The following is a 17,704-nucleotide window of genomic DNA, read 5'->3' as shown; positions in this document are numbered from 1 at the left end:
CACCCTTCGAATTTCAGCACCAACAATAAAAATGGCTGAAGGTTGAAAAATGAACGCGATCCACTACAGCGAGTACGACTGTGAAGCGTCAGGCAATTTTCTGACCGAAGCTTCACTGGCCAAACAAGGCTTCGATCTGCGCGTTGAACAGGCGCAATGGTCGTGCTCCGGCACGGCCCTGATTGAAACCGGCAACAGTTGCCTGATACGCCTGATGCTGCCTGCCAGTGATCAGAGCAAGCCTAACTGCGGCAGTTTCCCCAGCCACGGCGCGCGTCAATTCCAGCCCTTGGGCAAACTGCTGTTCATTCCCCATGGCACCGAATTCCATCTACGCCACGATGCCTGCAAGCAAAAGGCCCTGGTGTGCCTGTTTGATCCCTCCGCCCTCGGCGCCCTGGGCAGTTATCGCTGGAACTGGAAGGAGAACGTCAGCGAAGCCATGCTTGACCTGCAGAGCGGCTACCTGCACGCGTCCCTGCAACGCCTGGCCGAAGAGGTGAGCAATCCCGGTTTCGCCAGCGAACTGCAAACCGAGTGCCTGCTAACCAGCATTGCCCTGGACCTGCGCCGTGAGTTTATCGACGCTCCCGTCGATGCCGTCGTTCCCTCACCCGACACTGAAAAACTCAGCCCTCGCCAATTCAACATCCTGCGTGAACTGCTCGATACCACGAGCGACGAAGGCCACTCGCTACGCCACTTGGCACAGGCCTGCGAGCTGCCGTTGCGAACGCTGTCCAGTCGCTGCAAAAACACGACGGGCATGACCTTGCGCCAATACGCAGCGCAACATCGCCTGCGAAAAGCCATGGCGCTGTTGGCCGACCCACGGTTACTGATAAAACAGGTTGCCTATCAGGCCGGCTTCAACAATGCCGCAGCCTTCAGTGCCGCATTCCGCAAAGAACTCGGCCTTACACCCGAAGAGTTTCGCCATCAGCGCCAGCGCTAAAAGGCACCCGGACAAGGGCACCTTTTAGCGACAGGGGTTTCAACGACGAATCGTGGCAGTGATTTTTGCGTGTGGCCCATCGACCTGCGCGGCCCAGGCTTCAGCTGCCTGATCCAGGGTGAAGTCAAGGTAATCCACCTGGATCTGCTGCTCTTTGGCGATCTTCAGCAGACGCAGCCAGATTTGCTCACGGTCTGCTGGCGGGCGCTGGCCGGTGCCGATGCACGACAGGTTGCGGAACAATAGATCGGCAATATCCAGATTGAGCTGGCGCCCGGCCCCCGTGCCAATGGTCACGATACGGGCGCCCCAATTGGTGGCTTTCAGAGACGTCAACATGGGTTGACCGCACACCAGGTCCAGCACCACGTCAAAGCCACCATCGGCCGCGTCCTTGAGTGCTGCGACATCATCGCTACCGCCTAGTGTCACCACCTCATCGGCAAGACCCCGCGACTTCAGACGGCCCAATGCTTCGCCCGAGCGCGCAGCACCGATCACCTTGCCCGCCCCCATACCGCGCGCCAGTTGCAAGGCGATCTGGCCGAGCGTCCCGGTCGCGCCCAAAATCAGGACTTTTTCACCCTTCTGGATCTCGGCTTTTTCCAGTGGAACGATGGCACCGGTAGCCGCAATGCCCATGCTGATTGCGGTTTTATCGTCGACATCGTCCGGCACATTCCACACTTCTGCTTGCGGCACCAGGGTGCGCTCTGCCCAGGCACCAAATGGCAGCACCGAGCGTTCCCCGAAATACACCCGACGGCCATCCGGCGCACGGCCTACGCCTTCGCCGCGAATGACACAGGGGTATTCCACACCGAGACGGTAGGCGCCGAGTACATCCCAGCCCCCCAGGCCAGCGGTATCGACATCGATCAGTACCGCGCCGTCTTGCGGCTTCGGCTCACGAAACTCCTCGACGACCGGCAGCGCATTGCGCTCGGAAATAATTGCTGCACGCATGGCATTCTCCTTGTCTGTTTTATTTTAAGGCTGCACTTAGAGCGGTAGTTGAACACAATTCAATTATTTGTCCATATGTTTAGCTTGAAATTCTGCTAGCGGGTCGCCAATGACTCGGCCTGATAACGCGGATACCCACCCAGCGTCAGGAGAAGCAAGGGGCCGACGACAAAGCAGATAAAACTGAACAACAGCATGGCCGAGTAGCCACCGGTCAGCTTGAACAGCCCCGCAAACAGCAATGGCGAGATCGCGGCACCGGCGGTAATCAGGCCCAGATGGGCACCGAACAAGCGACCGTAGTCGCGCATGCCGAAGTAGCGGGCGATCAGGAATGCCGCGATATCGAATTCGGCCCCCGCACCAACGCCCACCAGCAATGTGGCGAGGGTGTACAGGGCAATGCTGGAGTCGCCATATACAAAAATGCCGCAGGCAAATGCCGGCATCAGCAGCGCCAAAGAGGCGACACCGGGGGCCCACAACCGGTCAATCAGATATCCCACCAGCAACCGGCCGAGAATCAGAGATACGCCAAAGCTGCTGAAAACCTGGCTGGCCTGCAGGGCGCTCAGGCCTCGATCCTGCAACAATGGCACGATATTGGTGACCATGCCCACCACGCAGGACACCACCAATGTCATCGACAGGTTGCACACCCAGAACCGCCACGAACGCAGCGCCTCGCGCAACAGCAACCCGCCGGACCGTTCGCCGGTGACCGCAAGTGGTGCTGTGCTGTGGCTGACGACAGCGGTCGGCATTAACCAGCGCAATGCCAAAGGCAATGCCAGCAGCACCGGCAACACGCCCAATGCGATAAAACCCGCCTGCCAATTCCAGCGGCCGATCGCCCAGGCGGTGATCAGCGGCAGCATGATGGCCGCGAGCCCGGAGCCGCTGAGGATGATCGCCAACGCCAGGCCTCGGTTTTCCTCAAACCACAGGTTGACCAAGTGTGACCAGGTCACCTGCAACGTACCCAGCCCGGCCAGCGGCACCAGGAAAAAACCCAGGTAGAGAGTCCAGATCGAGCCACCGATACAGGTCAGGAGGAAGACGCTCACGGACAACGCCAACAGTGACAGCAACGTGATCAGGCGCAGGCCATATCGCAAATTGAGCCAGCCGGCCAATTGCGACGCGACAATGGTGCCCAGAGACAGTGCGGTGATCGCCGCTTGTAACTCCGCCCTGCCCCAGCCCATGGCCTGTTCCAGGGGAATTACCAGGGAGCTGAAGCTGTACAGCAGCAACGAACTGGAACTGGTGGCGACACCCACAAGTGCCAGAATCAGCACCCTCCAACCGCGTTTGAATTCTGCGTTATCAAAGCCTTTCATCGTGTTAGACCTCAGTCGTTGCCGATAAACACAGCCGCTTGCGTGCTCTGGCTCAACACCTGTGCACGGCGTGCCGGGCCAGGTGCATTGGCAAGCGGTTCGCGGGTGTCTTCGGGGTGTATCAGCGTCGGGCCATTGCCCAGTTCCTGAAGCGCCAATAGCGCCAGGTCTTCAGCCTTGGGCAGCGTCATTGTGAGGGCGTCGGGGATGTTCAGTTTGACCATGGCATCGCGCATGGTTGGGGTGTCCACGGTACCGATGACCAGGTTAAGCACATCCACACCACGATCTTTCCACTCCGCCCATAACGACTCGCCGAGGTTCAGCGCAAATCCTTTGGTGGCGGTGTACATCGCCAGTTTTCGAATCCCGCCCAACGCGGCTTGGGACCCCACCAGCAGCAATCCACCTCGCCCGCGTTCCAGCATTGCGGCACCGAAGGCATGGCTGCATTGCATCACAGTCAGGCAGTTGAGGCGCAGCAAGGCGCCCCAGTCGTCGACCGAAGTATCGAGAAAACGCGTGATGTAGGGGTCGCCCCCGGCGTTGTAGATAAACAGGCCGACTTGCCGCTTACCAACGGCCGCCAGCAATTGCTCACAGGCATCGGGATGGGACAGGTCCTGGATGAGCAGCAACACCTCAACGTCGTAACGTTGCTCCAGATCATTTTTCAACAGCGCCAGGGCTTCGCCACGGCGCGCCACCAGCACACAGTTAAGGCCACGCTCGGCGAGTGCATGGGCAAATGCGGCGCCCACCCCATGCGAGGCACCCGCGATCACTGCCCACGGGCCATACCGATGTTTGAAGGCGTTATTAGCAACAGACATAAACACTCCGAGAACAAAGGCCCGGCGGCCAGCCACCGGGCGAAGAAGGCTTCATCGCATCAGGCGACTGGCGGCAGGTCGATGTGGCTGGCGGAGGCGCCAATGGCGGTGCTGCCATAGACCAGGACGCGCCGCTCGATTTGCGCCATGAACAGGTGCAGCAAGGGTTCGTCGTATTCCGGCCCGGCGCTTTTGACAAAGGCTTCCAGCGCTGCATCGATCTCGCTGTAGTCACTGAAGGTGCGGTCCAGCAGCGCTTGCGCGTCCTGTTGCTCCAGCTTGCGCAAGTGCAACTCCATGGCATCGCCACGGCCCAGGTATTCCACAAGTTTGCTTACTGCGCGCAGTTTGGTTTTCTGGAAATCGCTGCCAACCTCAACTTGGGCCAAGGCATCGGTCAGCATGGTCAGCAGCTGTGCATTGGGTCCTGTGCCGACAATGTCCAGATTCGGTTTTTGCAGGGGAACACCCATGGCCTCGGCCAGCGCATGCACCACCACCCGGCGCAGGGCGATATCAAATTCGGTGTAGGTGTCATGCGGGTCACCCGGTTGTGGCGTGGCCACCGACGCCGAGAACTGCATGGTGCTGACCGTGGCGAAGAGCGCGGTGTGGTAACGCACCACATCAGGCTCCGCCGGTTCACCGGTCACTTGTTGATAGTAGCGATACAAGGCCGCAAAACTGTCTCCGAGCGGTTCGTAGTTGTCGCGCATGCGCGCCGAAGCCAGGTCGGCCAGAGGATCACCGATCATGGCGAACTCAAAATCGTAGAGGCCATGTACCTGTCCGTTCTCGAACAGAAACTGCCCCGAATCGTACTGAACGAAAGCAGGACGGGTTCGGTGCTGTGGCACATTGCGCCGCAGCCAACCGAGGGCGAATTCGGCCAGAGGCTGAGGCTTGGTTTTATTACGCGCATACAACGGGTAATAGGCTTCCAGACCTGCCAGTGTAATTTCCTCGGCACTTTTGGGCAGGCTGATACCCTGATCGATAAAGGGTTGCAACGGCAATTGGTGCATACGCGCCATGGCATCGACCCATTGGCGTGCAACCCCGTGACGTTCGGCATCGCTCTTCGCCGTACTGACGTCACGGCTACCCGGCACCAACTGCATCAGGATGGCTTGCGGGTCTTCGCAAAAGCCGTAGATATGCGGTACGGGCACGCCTTGCTGACCGAGCAGGGAGAGAATATCCGCCTCCCGACGCAGATCCGGGAATGGACTGACATCCCCACCGCGCTCGCCCCGAATATGCAACTGAAGGGTTTCGCCATCGCGTTGCAGCTCAAGGTTCCAGGCCGGGCGCCAGCGCAGCAGACGCTGCATGGCCGTGACCTTCCCACCCAGCAGCCCTTCGACAAAGGCCCGCAGTTTTTCTTCGACCGGATCACAGGTCGCACTTGTTGTTGGCATAGGTGTCTCCTCCAGGCGCTGATGTCCAGCGCTGCTATCAATGGCTGCTGACAACACCAGCGTTCGGCCCGCCCACAAGCTCCAGCGGCACGCCCTTTTTCTTCGCCAGGTCGGCGGTGTCCAGATATTCGCGCCAGGCACAGATAAGGCCATGCTCGTCCAGCTCATAGACCGCCACCATCGAGTGCGGCATGGGCACACCGTTGTTTACGCAGTAATCCTCACGTTCGGTCATTACCACTCGCTCGGAAGAGACGATGTGGCGCGTGTTGCAGTGGTTATGCGTGACATAACTCATCTGCCGCTCTATCTCCTTGCGCAGCGCGTCACGACCACGGATCACCGGACCACCGGGGACCCAAAGTTGCCAGACAGCGTCGTCGGCAAAAGTGGCCATGATGCGTTCGATATCCGGGCGCCTGCCGTCGCTGCCATCGCCCCAGGCGGCCAGCATGTCGAGGATGAAGCGTTCCTGTTCGAGTGCCATGAAACGGGCTCCAGTGCAGTGAATTGATCGGGATCAGATCGAGGCTTGGGGCAGCAGGAAATTGCGCACCACCGGCACCATCGGCGTACCACAACTCATACCGCCGTCTACGCGCATCAAAGTGCCGTTGACATAGGCGGCGTCGTCGCTGGCAAGAAATGCGGCCATGGCGGCGATGTCTTCCGGCTCGCCCAGCTGCGGTACGTTTTGCAGGTCGAGAAAAGCGCTTTTCATGGCCTCGTTGGCCCAGCTTTCCATGGCCGGTGTGCGAATCACCCCCGGCAAAATGCCGTTGCAACGAATGCCGCGTTTACCAAAGGTCGCGGCAATGGTTTGCACGTACCAATTGAGCGCGGCCTTGGAGGCGCCGTAGCTGAACTGGGAGATTTCGCCAGCAATCGAGCTGGTGGACGAGGTGAACAGAATCGAGCCGCTGCCCTGGGCGAGCATGTGCGGCAAGGCGTATTTGCACGCCAACACTCCGCCCAACACATTGACCCGCATGCAGTTGTGGAACAGCTCGGTGTTGAAGTTGATGAAGTCGATATCGCGGGTGGTGGCCGGGTTGCGGTACACCGCATTATTGAACAGCACGTCGATACGGCCGAAGGTCCGGACGGTCTGTTCAACCATCTCCCGCAGGGCGTCTTCCTGGCCGACATCCACTTGCAATACCAGGGCATTGACGCCGATCTCGGCCGCCACGGCCTGCGCCGATTCGGCGAAAAGATCGGTAACCACCACGGTGGCGCCTTCCCTGGCAAAACGCAGTGCCGAAGCGCGGCCAATGCCGCTGCCCGCGCCAGTGATCACGCAGACTTTGCCGTCCAGGCGTTTCAGAATCTCGCTCATAAACAGGTCTCGGGAACGAAGAAAAAAATCGGCGTCCGAGGTGAACGCCGAAAAGGGCGCACGATGTCAGCGGGTTTGACCACCAGCGATGGTCTGCGGGTTGGCTTCACGCTCGGCGACCGGCTCCTGGCGGTAGCGTGTAGGGCCATTACCGAACATGCCGTACTGATCACGGGTAAAGTCGTACAGCGAGTAGGAGTCCTGTTGCGGATTGTTGGGGATGCCGTAGGCCTCGATGTTGTACTGCGAGCCGGTACGGAACAGCGCGCCACTGTCGTCCCAGGCGTCGTAGACAGCCGCGCCGAAGGTGTCTTCGTCGATGTAGTAGCGGCGTTTTTTCTGCGCGTGGCGCACGCCGTCCTTGCGCGTGGCTTCTACCACCCAGACACGGTGCAGCTCCCAGCGTTCACAGGCCGGATTGATGTGGTTGGGCATGAGTTTTTTCTCCATGTCACAACCCCATTTCAGCGTGTAGTTGCTGTAGGGAATCAGCATTTCCTTCTTGCCCACCAACTTCCAGTCAAAGCGGTCCATCTTCCCGGAGAACAGGAAGATTTCGTCGTAGAACGCTACCCCGCCGAACGCCGAGTTAGGTGTGTCGTAGTTGAACTCCGGAGCCTTGCGTACACGCCGCTGGCCGGTGCTGTAGCTCCAGGCGTAGCGGGAGTCGGTGACCGGGTCGAGGTAATCCCAATACCCGGATGCCTGCCCGGCCGTACGGGCCGGCGCGACGACGTGCGACCAGATACGCTGGGCGATTTTCGGATCACGCCCTGGCACATCCATTTGATAGAAAGGTTTTTCGCCGGTGGAACGGTTGGTGTTGGTCAGCGTGATGTGGCCCTCATTGACCACATAGGCACTGTGGTTCCAGTCCCAGCCATTCACGCCCTGATAGTTGAGGATGTAGTTCCACATCACCTCGCGGCCATCGCGCGGCAGCGGGAAAGGCAGGCCGCCACGGCACGCTTCGCTGATCGACAGGCCATCGTTCTCGGTTTTGCAGTCTTTGCGGGTGGCGTTGCGCTGGGTAGCTGCCAGGAAGTTTGCTGGAAAGGTAGCGGTCCGGTGGGTGGGGTACACCTCAAGGTAATAAGTGTCGGGGTACTTTTTGAGCAACTTCATCTGCCCGGCCGTCATCTGCTCAGCGTACTGGTCCGCGTTGCTTGCGGTAATGCGCAAGCGTGGCTTTTCATTGGCAAACGGGTTCGGCCAGGTCCCATCGCCAGGCACCATACCGGCAGGGACTTTCAGACCACCGTCGTAAGCCGGAATAGTGCCCGCCGCGTTGCCATCGACAATCGAACCAAACGCCGTGAGCTTGCCGCCCAGGTCGGCTGTGGTAAAGCTCTCATCAGCCACCGCCGACCCCGCCAAAGCGATGGCTACGAGGCCTATCGCACAAGAATTAATCTTCATGACCTTCTCCATTCAGATGGGTGATCACCGAGCCCGGTGATCACTGCATTGCATTTCAGGGGCGGTTTAGAACGCTGTGCTGACGGTCAGGGAGACCCAGTTACGGTCGGACAGTCCAACGTCGCCGGAACCGCCGACGACGGTTTTTCCTACGCCATTGACATCGGCGTAATGGCGTTCGCTGCCGTAGCCGATATAAGACAGCGTCACGTCCATGCGCTCGTCGTAGGTGCCCTTCACGCCGGCCTTCCAGGTGTATTTGCCTTCGTTGCCTCCCCCTGTGGCGGCATTGCCGCTGACACCGTAATCCACGCTCATCGGGGTAGAAATATTCCAACCGGGGAACACCCCCAGCCACTGCGGCGCAAAGCTAACGGCAAGGCCGACATAGTTGTCGGTGGCGCAGCCGAAGTGTTTGTCCTGCCCCGCCGGGCAGCCGCGGTAGCCTTCGCCCTTGAACAGCTCTTCATGCTCTGTCACCTTTTCCACGTGACTGAACGCCATTTCGGTGATCAGGCTGCCGGTGTCGAAGTAATTGGTACGCGGCAGCAACCAAAGGCTGTTGACCACCAGGTGCCAGGTATCACCTCGGGCGCCCTCGTTGTCGACGGTGCTGATGTTGCTGGAGATCAGGGAAGTGTTCTGGCGATACGACAGGTCTACCCCCACGGAGCCGCCACCCAGTACCGGTCCTGCGGAGTAACCCAGGCCATAAAGCTTGACGTTGTTGGCGTAAACGTAGCGGGCGAAAGTCGGCGCCACTTGCAGGCCCCACGGGTTGTAATCATCGAACTCGCGGTAGTACAGGCTGACTTCCGAGTGCAGATAGTCGAAGCTGTAGGTACCCATCACGCCCCAGTTGCCCTCGTCCTTGGGCTTGAGCGGATCGATCAATGGCCGTGTGAAACCACTGAACAACGGCAAGCGGTCCGGGCCTTCCAGTGCGATGTCGGCGGAGGCCAGGTAAGTGCCGCCCTCAGGCGCACGAGTAGTGTCCCATTCGAAGAAATATTGCGCCGCCAGCGACAACTTGTCGGTGACCTGCGCCTGGGTGGAAATCTGCGTCAACGGCAGGAAGATTTCGCGCGTCTCGGTGCCGGGGTTACTCACGGCCTTGCGCCCATCCAGCGGTGCTTGTGAGTAGGAAATGGCATGCCCGGCAATCAACAGGCCATTGCCCCAATACACGGTGTGCCGGCCGGCACGCACGCTGACCGGGATGTCGCCAAGGTCGAAGCGGGTAAACGCAAAGGCGTCCAGCAATTCGCCGCTGGGTCCGCGGTGGTAGCGCTTGGTAAAGTTGGAGTAATGGCCGTTGGTATAGCTCGGCGTACTCTTACCCGGAAATGCGCCGGGGTAGAAGACGTTGCCATCGCTGGTTTCGACATCGGTGTCTTCGTACGCCTGGTCGTACCAGGCAGCGCCGCTGATGCGAAAGCCGTTGTACTTCTTGTAGGCCACCTCCATTTCGCTCATCAGGTCGACGCGATTGGTCACCACATCGCCTTTATCAAACTTGGAATCAGACTCGTCGTAGGTGGCGTTGTTGGCCAAGGCATTGTCACGCCCCTCAGCTCGCACGCCGACGTTGTAGCGAACGGTGTTGTCCCAGCGCGCGGTGAGGTCCGGATTGCCGGTATCGAACTCGGCAGCCCGACTGTTGCCAACGGACAAGACACACCCGATCACACTGAGCCAGATGGCCAGGCTTAACGGCTTTGGTTTTGCGTCGATCATCAACACTCCCTTCCCATTCTTTTTGTTATTGGCAGCCGAAGTGCCGGGCCGTTTCAACCGCGCCGAAGAGCGCTGGCCTGAGGGCTTCGGTATGGCTGAAGTAAACGGGACAGGGAGGTTTGGGCACAACGATTGGGAGCATTGCTGAAATGCATTTGATATTGATCAAATGCCAAAGAACATTCCGGTATTCAAATATCCAATACCACCCCGCTGTTTTTGTGATTTTACGATCCACACCCCCCCTCCCTAGACTCCGGCCAATAACTAGGCAACGCCGCTCTCCTGGCGCCGCCATGACAATAAAGCCTGGAGGATGAGCATGAGTGCGTCCCCGTCTCTGGATGACAAATACATCCAGCACAGCGGAAAAGTTTTACTCACCGGGATTCAGGCGCTGGTGCGCCTGCCTCTGATGCAGCGCCAGCGCGATCTGGCCAATGGTCTGAATACCGCCGGGTTTATTTCCGGCTACCGTGGCTCGCCGCTGGGTGGTTTTGATCAGGCTTTGTGGAAGGCCCGCGACTATCTCAAGGAACACCACACGGTGTTCCATCCGGGCATGAACGAAGATCTCGCCGCCACCTCGATCTGGGGTACCCAGCAGGTCAATATCTTCGAAGGCGCGACCTACGACGGCGTGTTCGGCATGTGGTACGGCAAGGGCCCGGGCGTGGACCGCTGCGGCGATGTGTTCCGTCACGCCAACGCTGCCGGCACCTCACAATTCGGCGGTGTGCTGGCGATTGCCGGTGATGACCACGGCGCCCGTTCCTCCTCCCTGCCGCATCAGACCGAGCACATTTTCAAAGCGGTCATGATGCCGGTGCTGGCGCCATCGGGCGTGCAGGAATACCTCGACTACGGCATGCACGGCTGGGCCATGTCGAGGTACTCCGGTTGCTGGGTTGCGCTCAAGGCGGTGGCCGATACCGTGGAAAGCGCGGCCGTGGTCGACATCGACATTCATCGCGTACAACCGATCATTCCGGATATCCCGTTGCCCGAAGGCGGCTTGAATATCCGTTGGCCTGACCCGCCCCTGGCGCAGGAACAACGCCTGCTGGAACACAAGCTGTATGCCGCCCTCGCCTACGCCCGGGTCAACCGTCTCGACCGTATCGTGATGGACTCACCGAAAGCGCGCATCGGCATCATCACTTCCGGAAAATCGTACCTCGACGTGTGCCAGGCGCTGAAAATCCTTGGTATCGATGAAACCCTCGCACAGCAGATCGGCCTGCGCGTGTACAAGGTCGGTATGGTCTGGCCGCTGGAAGCCGAAGGCGTGCGCCAGTTTGCCGAGGGCCTGGAAGAAATCGTGGTGGTCGAAGAAAAACGCCACATGATCGAGTACCAGCTCAAGGAAGAACTCTACAACTGGCGCGAAGACGTACGCCCGCGCATCGTCGGCAAGTTTGACGATAAAGGCGAATGGAGCCTGCCGCACACCGGCTGGTTGCTGCCGGCGACCAATGACCTGACCCCGGCAATGATCGCCCGTGCGTTGGCCAAGCGTATTTTGCACCTGCATCAGAATGGTCCGCTGCAAGTGAGCCTGGCGGTACTGGACGCACAACTGGCCAGCAAAGGCCAGTTCAGCAACCTGATGGAACGCGTGCCCCACTACTGTTCCGGTTGCCCGCACAACACCTCGACCAAGGTCCCGCAGGGTAGTCGTGCGCTGGCCGGTATCGGTTGCCACTACATGGCGGCATGGATCTACCCGCAGACCCAGACGTTCAGCCAGATGGGCGGCGAAGGCGTGGCATGGATCGGCCAGGCACCTTTCACCAAGACCCGGCATGTCTTCGCCAACCTGGGCGACGGCACCTATTTCCACTCCGGCATTCTCGCGATTCGGGCCGCCATCGCGGCCAAGGTGCAAATCACCTACAAGATTCTCTACAACGATGCCGTGGCCATGACCGGCGGACAGCCTGTGGACGGCAGCCTCAGCGTTGCGCAGATCAGCCGACAGCTCGCGGCCGAGGGCGTGCAACGTATTGTGGTCGTCAGTGACGATGTCGAGAAATATCAGCACATCCGTGATCTGGCAGACGGCGTGCCGGTGCTGCGTCGCGACAAAATGGACGAAGTGCAGGAACAGTTGCGCCAGTTCCAGGGGGTGTCGGCAATCATCTATGACCAGACCTGTGCCGCGGAAAAACGTCGGCGGCGTAAACGCGGCAAATTCCCGGACCCTGCACGTCGAGTCGTGATCAACGAAGCAGTATGTGAAGGCTGTGGCGATTGCAGCAGCAAGTCCAACTGCATGTCGGTGGTGGCGGTGGAAACCGAGTACGGCCGCAAGCGTGAAATTGACCAGTCTTCCTGCAACAAAGACTTCACCTGCCTCAACGGCTTTTGCCCGAGTTTTGTCACGGTCGAAGGTGGCACCTTGCGCAAACCCAAAGCCCTGGCCTCCGCGAAGAATGACGTGTGGGATTTGCCGACGCCCGCGACCGTAGCGCTGGAAGAACCATATAGCATCCTGGTCACTGGCGTGGGCGGTACGGGCGTGGTGACCATCGGCGCCCTGCTGGGAATGGCGGCGTTCATCGAAGGCAAAGGCACGCTCAATCTGGACATGGCCGGCATGGCACAAAAAGGCGGTGCGGTGTGGTCGCACATTCGCATTGCCGCGCACCAGGAACAGTTGTTTGCACCGCGGATTGCCGAAGGTGAAACCGCCCTTCTACTCGGTTGCGACCTGGTGGTCAGCGCCAACACCGAAACCCTATCCAAACTGCGTCATGGCGTGACCCATGCCTTGATCAACAGCGAAGAAACCATCACCAGCGCCTTTGTGCGTACCTTCGCCCAGCAGGCGGAAACTGGTGATTTGCTGAAACACCCGGACCCGACCTTCCAGACCGGCAACATGTCGGAGCAAATCGCCGAAGCGGTGGGCACTGAGCATGCGGATTTTATCGACGCAAGCAAAATCGCCACGGCCCTGATGGGTGATTCGATTGCGACCAACACGTTCATGCTCGGCTATGCCTACCAGAAGGGCTGGTTGCCGGTGGGTAAAGCGGCGCTACTACAGGCCATCGAACTGAACGGCACGGCGGTGCCCTTTAATCTCTCGGCCTTTGACTGGGGTCGGCGCAGCGCCCATGACCTGCCACGGGTATTACGCAAACTGGAAGCCGGCAAGGTGCAAAGCCCGGACCGCTTACTGTCGCAAAGCCTGGAAGAAACGCTGGCACGGCGCATGGAGTTTCTCACTGCGTACCAGAACTACGCCTATGCCCAACGCTACCGCTATCGTGTCGAGCAATTCATCAAGGCAGAAACCGCACTGCTCGGGCAACCCGGCAAGCTGTCGGCAAGCGTCGCCCGTTACTACTTCAAAGTGCTGGCCATCAAGGATGAATATGAAGTAGCCCGTCTGTTTACCGACGGCCAATTCCTGGAAAAAATCCAGGCTGGCTTCGAAGGCGACTATCGCCTGCGCTTCCACCTCGCTCCGCCGCTGCTGAACGATAACGGCTCCGGCCGTGAACCGAAAAAACGCAGCTTCGGCCCCTGGATGCTGCAAGGCTTCAAACTGCTGGCCAGGCTCAAGTTCCTGCGTAATACCTGGCTTGATCCATTCGGTCGTACCCATGAGCGCAAGGTGGAACGCAATTGGCTGGCCAACTACGAACAGATCCTCGACGAAGTGCTGGCGGGCTTGACCACCCAAAAACTGGGCCTGGCCCAGGATCTGGTGGAATTGCCTGAAAGCGTTCGCGGCTATGGTCCGGTCAAAGAGCGATTCCTCGGCCATGCGCAACAACGCCAGGCGCAATTGCTAGAGCAGTGGCGCAATGGCAACACCGCCCAATTCCATGATGCCAGCCAGAGCAACAGCAAAATCGCCGTCACTCAACTGTAAGCCTTGCCCGGGCTGAACATTGTGCAGCCCGGGATGTTGGTTCATTCAACAAGGTCAAACCATGAACGAAGAACTGGCCAGAAATTACCGTGAGATTCTCCACGGCGTAGGTGAAAATCCAGAACGTGAAGGCTTGTTGGACACGCCAAAGCGCGCAGCAAAAGCCATGCAGTACCTCTGTCATGGCTACCAGCAAAGCCTCGAACAAATCGTCAATGGCGCACTGTTTGAATCGGACAACGATGAGATGGTCATCGTCCGGGACGTCGAACTTTACTCCCTGTGCGAACATCATTTACTGCCGTTTATTGGCAAAGCCCATGTCGCCTATATACCGACAGGCAAGGTGCTGGGGCTGTCGAAAATCGCGCGTATTGTCGACATGTTCGCCCGGCGTTTGCAGATTCAGGAAAACCTGACACGCCAGATTGCCGACGCCATTGCCCAGGTGACCGATGCCGCCGGGGTGGCGGTGGTGATCGAGGCAAAACACATGTGCATGATGATGCGCGGTGTTGAGAAACAAAACTCGGTGATGAGCACCTCGGTGATGCTCGGCGCCTTCCGCGAGTCGTACAACACCCGCCAGGAGTTTTTGCAGCTGATCCGCGGTCGCTAGGCACGTGTGCCGGGCTCACCCAGGCACACTGCTTGCCACTCAACTGAGCATCATCATCCCGCCGTCAATCACCAGCGTCTGACCGGTGACAAACCGCGAGCCATCGCCGGCAAGAAACACCAGCACAGGGGCCAGGTCCCGGGCCGGTTCGCCCAGCTTGCCGCCGATTGGTACTTGGCCGGCCATGTACGCATCGTGTTGCTGCAATTGCTCGGCGCTCATGCTCGCGCGGGTGGCGTCGTACATCGGCGTCCACATCGCCGGAGCAATCGCGTTGACGGTAATGCCCAAGGGCCCCCACTCCCGCGCCACCGTGCGCGTCCACGCCAGTACGGCGCCCTTACTGGCGGCGTAATGGGCTTTGCCCGGCTGTCCGAGTACGCCTGCGGCAGAGGCGAAATTTATGATGCGCCCGCCGCTGCCCTTGAGCAGCTCATAGGCCGCTCGGTTGGTCAGGAAAGTGCCACGGGTATTGACCGCAAAGACCTTTTCCCACTCGTCCAGCGTGATGCTGTCGGCGCTGGCATTCGGCGCGATGCCCGCGGCATGCACCAGCACATCCAGACCGTTGAGCTGTTCGCTGGCCCAGGCAAAGGCCGCGTCCACCGATTGGCTGTCAGCGATGTCACAGACTCGCGAGTGCGCCCAACCACCACCGTCACCCGTTATCGAGGCTGCCTCGCCCAGGTCGAGACTGACGACATGGGCACCCTCTTCCACAAACGCCTTGACCACTGCCGCGCCAATGCCGCGGGCGCCCCCCGTGACGATGATCCGCTTACCGGCCAGTTGCATGGGCTGTTCCTCTTGTCTGGATATATCAGGATAGTTGCTCGATACGTTGCAACGCCGTAGCGATCAGGCGCAGCGCCGAGGCGTGGTGTTTTTCACCGGTGACCCTGCAGGCTTTACCTGCACAGGCACGTGCGTGGCTGACTTCGAGAAAAATGCCGAGCTTGAACCCAGCCAACACCAGGTACCAGGTCAAGTCCGCCAACGAGCGTGAGCTGCCGGCGCGGTAATGGGCGACCAATTCATCGCTGCTGCAAAAGCCATCCCAGGGATGCACTTCGATGGTGCCGGCGCCACGACCCTCGGCATCGGGCCAGGTCACCACCAGCCAGGCGAGATCGAGCAACGGATCACCGACGGTGGCTAGCTCCCAATCGACTACCGCGGCGAGCTCTGCGTCGTCGTGCCGGAACATGACATTGGACAGGTGAAAGTCACCGTGCTGGATACCGGCCTGGAACTGCTGCGGACAATGCTCGCTTAACCATTGGGCCAAGCGTTCGAGCCCCGGCAGACCCTTGGCGCCGGGCCAACCGGGATAGTCTTTGACACTGTCCATCTGCGCCAGCCAGCGTGAGACCTGACGCTGGTGAAAACCCTCAGGCCGGCCAAAATCCGCCAGCCCCACCGCCTGGTAGTCAATTTCGCCCAGGCGCAACAGCGCATCGACCATGGCCAGCCCCATGCGCCGGCGCATTTCAGACTGCTGCGCATGAGGCGCCGGCAAACCGGTCGCGCAGTTGGGATTGAAACCCTCTATTGGTTCCATCAAGTAGAAACTGGCGCCCAAAACGCCTGGGTCAGCACAATCGGCAATCAAACCGGCATGGGGCACTTGCGACCCCGCCAATGCCTTGAGCAAACGCGCTTCACGGGCAATCGTCTTGCCGCCGACTTCGCGCAGTTCCCTGGAAGGCCGACGCAGGACGAATTCACGCGAACCGCGCCGAAAGCGCAGCAGCAGGTTTTGCGTGCCTCCGGTCAAACGTATCGGGGCCTCGATGGGGCCGCGCTCCAGGCCTTGACTATCCATCCAGTCGGCCAGGCGCTCGAGGTCGACCAGATCCTGCCAGTCGTTCATGGATTGCGCTCGCCAAGGCTGGCCAATACGTCGGCGTATTTTTCCCGGGCACGGGCCTCGGCGGTGGGTCGATGGTAATCGGGGAACAATTCGTCGCAGGGCTGATAGTCGCGCAGCAGCTGTTTGGCAACCGTGACTTTGTGCACCTCGGTTGGCCCATCGGCCAGTCCCATCTGGAAGGAGCGCACGATGTAGCCGGTAAAGGGCATTTCTTCACTGACGCCCAGCGAACCATGCACATGCAGGGCGCGGGCGGCGATGTCATGCAACACCTTGGGCATAACAGCCTTCACTGCGGCGATGTCCTGGCGCACTCGCTTGTAGTCCTGGTACTGATCGATGCGCCACGCCGTGCGCATCACCAGCAAGCGAAATTGCTCCAGCTCGATCCATGAATCGGCAATTTTTTCCTGGATCATTTGCTTATCCGCCAAACGGCTGCCCTGGGTACTGCGCGACAGGGACCGCTCACAGAGTGCATCAAGGGCTTTTTGCGCCTGACCAATCACCCGCATGGCGTGGTGCACGCGGCCACCACCGAGCCGAACCTGAGCCACGACAAATGCCTGGCCGGGCGCACCGAGCATGTCGCCCGCGGGCACTCGCACCCTGTCGAATGACAGATAAGCATGGGTGGCGGCTGGGTCATCGGCGATACCGACGTTACGGATAATGCTAACCCCGGGCGCGTCAGCGGCGACGATGAACATAGACATGCCTTCATACACCGATACGCTTTTATCGGTGACCGCCATCACGATATAGAACGCTGCGTAGCGGGCATTGGAGGCAAACCATTTTTCGCCGCTCAGCAGCCAGTCATCGCCATCGCGCACCGCTTCGGTGGTGAACACGGCGGGATCCGCGCCACCTTGCGGCTCGGTCATGGCGAAGCAGGACACGATATCGCCATCGAGCAGCGGTTGCAGGTAGCGCTGCTTCTGCGCCGGGGTGCCGTAATGGGCGAGGATTTCCCCGTTGCCGGAATCTGGGGCCTGGCAGCCAAACACAATCGGGCCAAACAGCGAACGACCGAGAATTTCATTGATTAACGCCAGGCGCACCTGGCCATACCCTGCCCCACCCAGCTCCGGTCCCAGGTGACAGGCCCACAATTTGCGTGCCTTCACCTGCGCTTGCAGCGGCTTGACCAGCTGCTTGAACAACGGATCGTGGATATTCCACGGGCTGCCCAGCACATGATCGAGGGGCTCGACTTCCTCACGTACAAACTGCTCGATCCAATCCAGTTCCGCCTGTATCTCGGGGTCGGTCTGAAAGTCCCAGGCCATGGTGTGTCTCCTAGTAAATAA

The 17,704-nt window shown here is 59.7% G+C and carries 14 protein-coding genes; 3 read left to right on the top strand and 11 right to left on the bottom strand.

The genetic code is table 11. The features are described 5' to 3' along the window. The first annotated feature begins 49 nt into the window (after nucleotides 1-49). Entirely contained in the window at nucleotides 50-955 is a 906-nt protein-coding gene (locus AC1RDQ_RS07915; protein WP_057715129.1) for a helix-turn-helix domain-containing protein, read from the top strand. A gap of 39 nt (nucleotides 956-994) precedes the next feature. Here the strand turns inward: AC1RDQ_RS07915 and AC1RDQ_RS07910 are convergent, their stop codons facing one another. The 8 genes from AC1RDQ_RS07910 to AC1RDQ_RS07875 all read right to left on the bottom strand — a co-directional run bounded on the left by AC1RDQ_RS07910 (nucleotide 995) and on the right by AC1RDQ_RS07875 (nucleotide 10,013). Further along, complete coding sequence (locus AC1RDQ_RS07910) at nucleotides 995-1,921, bottom strand: quinone oxidoreductase family protein (protein ID WP_057715130.1); 927 nt, start codon at nucleotides 1,919-1,921, stop codon at nucleotides 995-997. A 95-nt stretch (nucleotides 1,922-2,016) separates the two neighbouring features. Continuing rightward, complete coding sequence (locus tag AC1RDQ_RS07905) at nucleotides 2,017-3,264, bottom strand: MFS transporter (protein ID WP_057715131.1); 1,248 nt, start codon at nucleotides 3,262-3,264, stop codon at nucleotides 2,017-2,019. A gap of 11 nt (nucleotides 3,265-3,275) precedes the next feature. After that, entirely contained in the window at nucleotides 3,276-4,097 is an 822-nt protein-coding gene (locus AC1RDQ_RS07900; protein ID WP_057715132.1) for an SDR family NAD(P)-dependent oxidoreductase, read from the bottom strand. 59 nt (nucleotides 4,098-4,156) lie between these two features. After that, entirely contained in the window at nucleotides 4,157-5,518 is a 1,362-nt protein-coding gene (locus AC1RDQ_RS07895) for a phosphotransferase family protein (RefSeq protein WP_057715133.1), read from the bottom strand. Nucleotides 5,519-5,555: 37 nt separating this feature from the next. Continuing rightward, nucleotides 5,556-6,005 (bottom strand): nuclear transport factor 2 family protein, encoded by a 450-nt coding sequence (locus tag AC1RDQ_RS07890; RefSeq protein ID WP_057715134.1) that lies wholly within the window; start codon nucleotides 6,003-6,005, stop codon nucleotides 5,556-5,558. Between the two features lie 33 nt (nucleotides 6,006-6,038). Beyond that, complete coding sequence (locus tag AC1RDQ_RS07885; protein ID WP_079246759.1) at nucleotides 6,039-6,857, bottom strand: SDR family NAD(P)-dependent oxidoreductase; 819 nt, start codon at nucleotides 6,855-6,857, stop codon at nucleotides 6,039-6,041. Between the two features lie 66 nt (nucleotides 6,858-6,923). Then, complete coding sequence (locus AC1RDQ_RS07880; protein WP_057715135.1) at nucleotides 6,924-8,276, bottom strand: DUF1329 domain-containing protein; 1,353 nt, start codon at nucleotides 8,274-8,276, stop codon at nucleotides 6,924-6,926. A gap of 66 nt (nucleotides 8,277-8,342) precedes the next feature. Next, nucleotides 8,343-10,013, bottom strand: a complete 1,671-nt coding sequence (locus AC1RDQ_RS07875; protein ID WP_020798258.1) for a DUF1302 domain-containing protein — start codon at nucleotides 10,011-10,013, stop codon at nucleotides 8,343-8,345. Nucleotides 10,014-10,335: 322 nt separating this feature from the next. Between AC1RDQ_RS07875 and AC1RDQ_RS07870 the strand changes: the two genes are divergently transcribed. After that, nucleotides 10,336-13,899, top strand: a complete 3,564-nt coding sequence (locus tag AC1RDQ_RS07870; RefSeq protein ID WP_057715136.1) for an indolepyruvate ferredoxin oxidoreductase family protein — start codon at nucleotides 10,336-10,338, stop codon at nucleotides 13,897-13,899. A gap of 61 nt (nucleotides 13,900-13,960) precedes the next feature. Further along, nucleotides 13,961-14,518 (top strand): GTP cyclohydrolase I FolE, encoded by a 558-nt coding sequence (gene folE, locus AC1RDQ_RS07865; RefSeq protein WP_057715137.1) that lies wholly within the window; start codon nucleotides 13,961-13,963, stop codon nucleotides 14,516-14,518. A 39-nt stretch (nucleotides 14,519-14,557) separates the two neighbouring features. On the opposite strand, the gene AC1RDQ_RS07860 is transcribed toward folE, so the two are convergent. From AC1RDQ_RS07860 to AC1RDQ_RS07850, 3 genes are read right to left on the bottom strand one after another with little or no spacing between them, the layout of a single operon-like run. Further along, nucleotides 14,558-15,313 (bottom strand): SDR family NAD(P)-dependent oxidoreductase, encoded by a 756-nt coding sequence (locus AC1RDQ_RS07860; protein WP_057715138.1) that lies wholly within the window; start codon nucleotides 15,311-15,313, stop codon nucleotides 14,558-14,560. A gap of 25 nt (nucleotides 15,314-15,338) precedes the next feature. Beyond that, nucleotides 15,339-16,391, bottom strand: a complete 1,053-nt coding sequence (locus AC1RDQ_RS07855; RefSeq protein WP_057715139.1) for a phosphotransferase family protein — start codon at nucleotides 16,389-16,391, stop codon at nucleotides 15,339-15,341. Continuing rightward, the gene (locus AC1RDQ_RS07850) at nucleotides 16,388-17,683 is read right to left on the bottom strand and encodes an acyl-CoA dehydrogenase family protein (RefSeq protein WP_057715140.1); all 1,296 of its coding nucleotides are present in this window, start codon (nucleotides 17,681-17,683) and stop codon (nucleotides 16,388-16,390) included. The genes AC1RDQ_RS07855 and AC1RDQ_RS07850 overlap by 4 nt, the downstream gene beginning before the upstream one ends. Nucleotides 17,684-17,704 lie beyond the last annotated feature (21 nt).

Source organism: Pseudomonas sp. GW823-FHT02E01 (assembly GCF_058797535.1).
This window is presented reverse-complemented; position numbering and strand designations above follow the sequence as displayed.

What these genes read in the sequence shown, in the direction of transcription:
- AC1RDQ_RS07915 (WP_057715129.1), top strand. Translation starts at nt 50, where the DNA reads ATGAACGCGATCCACTACAGCGAGTACGACTGTGAAGCGTCAGGCAAT.
- AC1RDQ_RS07910 (WP_057715130.1), bottom strand. Translation starts at nt 1,921, where the DNA reads ATGCGTGCAGCAATTATTTCCGAGCGCAATGCGCTGCCGGTCGTCGAG.
- AC1RDQ_RS07905 (WP_057715131.1), bottom strand. Translation starts at nt 3,264, where the DNA reads ATGAAAGGCTTTGATAACGCAGAATTCAAACGCGGTTGGAGGGTGCTG.
- AC1RDQ_RS07900 (WP_057715132.1), bottom strand. Translation starts at nt 4,097, where the DNA reads ATGTCTGTTGCTAATAACGCCTTCAAACATCGGTATGGCCCGTGGGCA.
- AC1RDQ_RS07895 (WP_057715133.1), bottom strand. Translation starts at nt 5,518, where the DNA reads ATGCCAACAACAAGTGCGACCTGTGATCCGGTCGAAGAAAAACTGCGG.
- AC1RDQ_RS07890 (WP_057715134.1), bottom strand. Translation starts at nt 6,005, where the DNA reads ATGGCACTCGAACAGGAACGCTTCATCCTCGACATGCTGGCCGCCTGG.
- AC1RDQ_RS07885 (WP_079246759.1), bottom strand. Translation starts at nt 6,857, where the DNA reads ATGAGCGAGATTCTGAAACGCCTGGACGGCAAAGTCTGCGTGATCACT.
- AC1RDQ_RS07880 (WP_057715135.1), bottom strand. Translation starts at nt 8,276, where the DNA reads ATGAAGATTAATTCTTGTGCGATAGGCCTCGTAGCCATCGCTTTGGCG.
- AC1RDQ_RS07875 (WP_020798258.1), bottom strand. Translation starts at nt 10,013, where the DNA reads ATGATCGACGCAAAACCAAAGCCGTTAAGCCTGGCCATCTGGCTCAGT.
- AC1RDQ_RS07870 (WP_057715136.1), top strand. Translation starts at nt 10,336, where the DNA reads ATGAGTGCGTCCCCGTCTCTGGATGACAAATACATCCAGCACAGCGGA.
- folE (WP_057715137.1), top strand. Translation starts at nt 13,961, where the DNA reads ATGAACGAAGAACTGGCCAGAAATTACCGTGAGATTCTCCACGGCGTA.
- AC1RDQ_RS07860 (WP_057715138.1), bottom strand. Translation starts at nt 15,313, where the DNA reads ATGCAACTGGCCGGTAAGCGGATCATCGTCACGGGGGGCGCCCGCGGC.
- AC1RDQ_RS07855 (WP_057715139.1), bottom strand. Translation starts at nt 16,391, where the DNA reads ATGAACGACTGGCAGGATCTGGTCGACCTCGAGCGCCTGGCCGACTGG.
- AC1RDQ_RS07850 (WP_057715140.1), bottom strand. Translation starts at nt 17,683, where the DNA reads ATGGCCTGGGACTTTCAGACCGACCCCGAGATACAGGCGGAACTGGAT.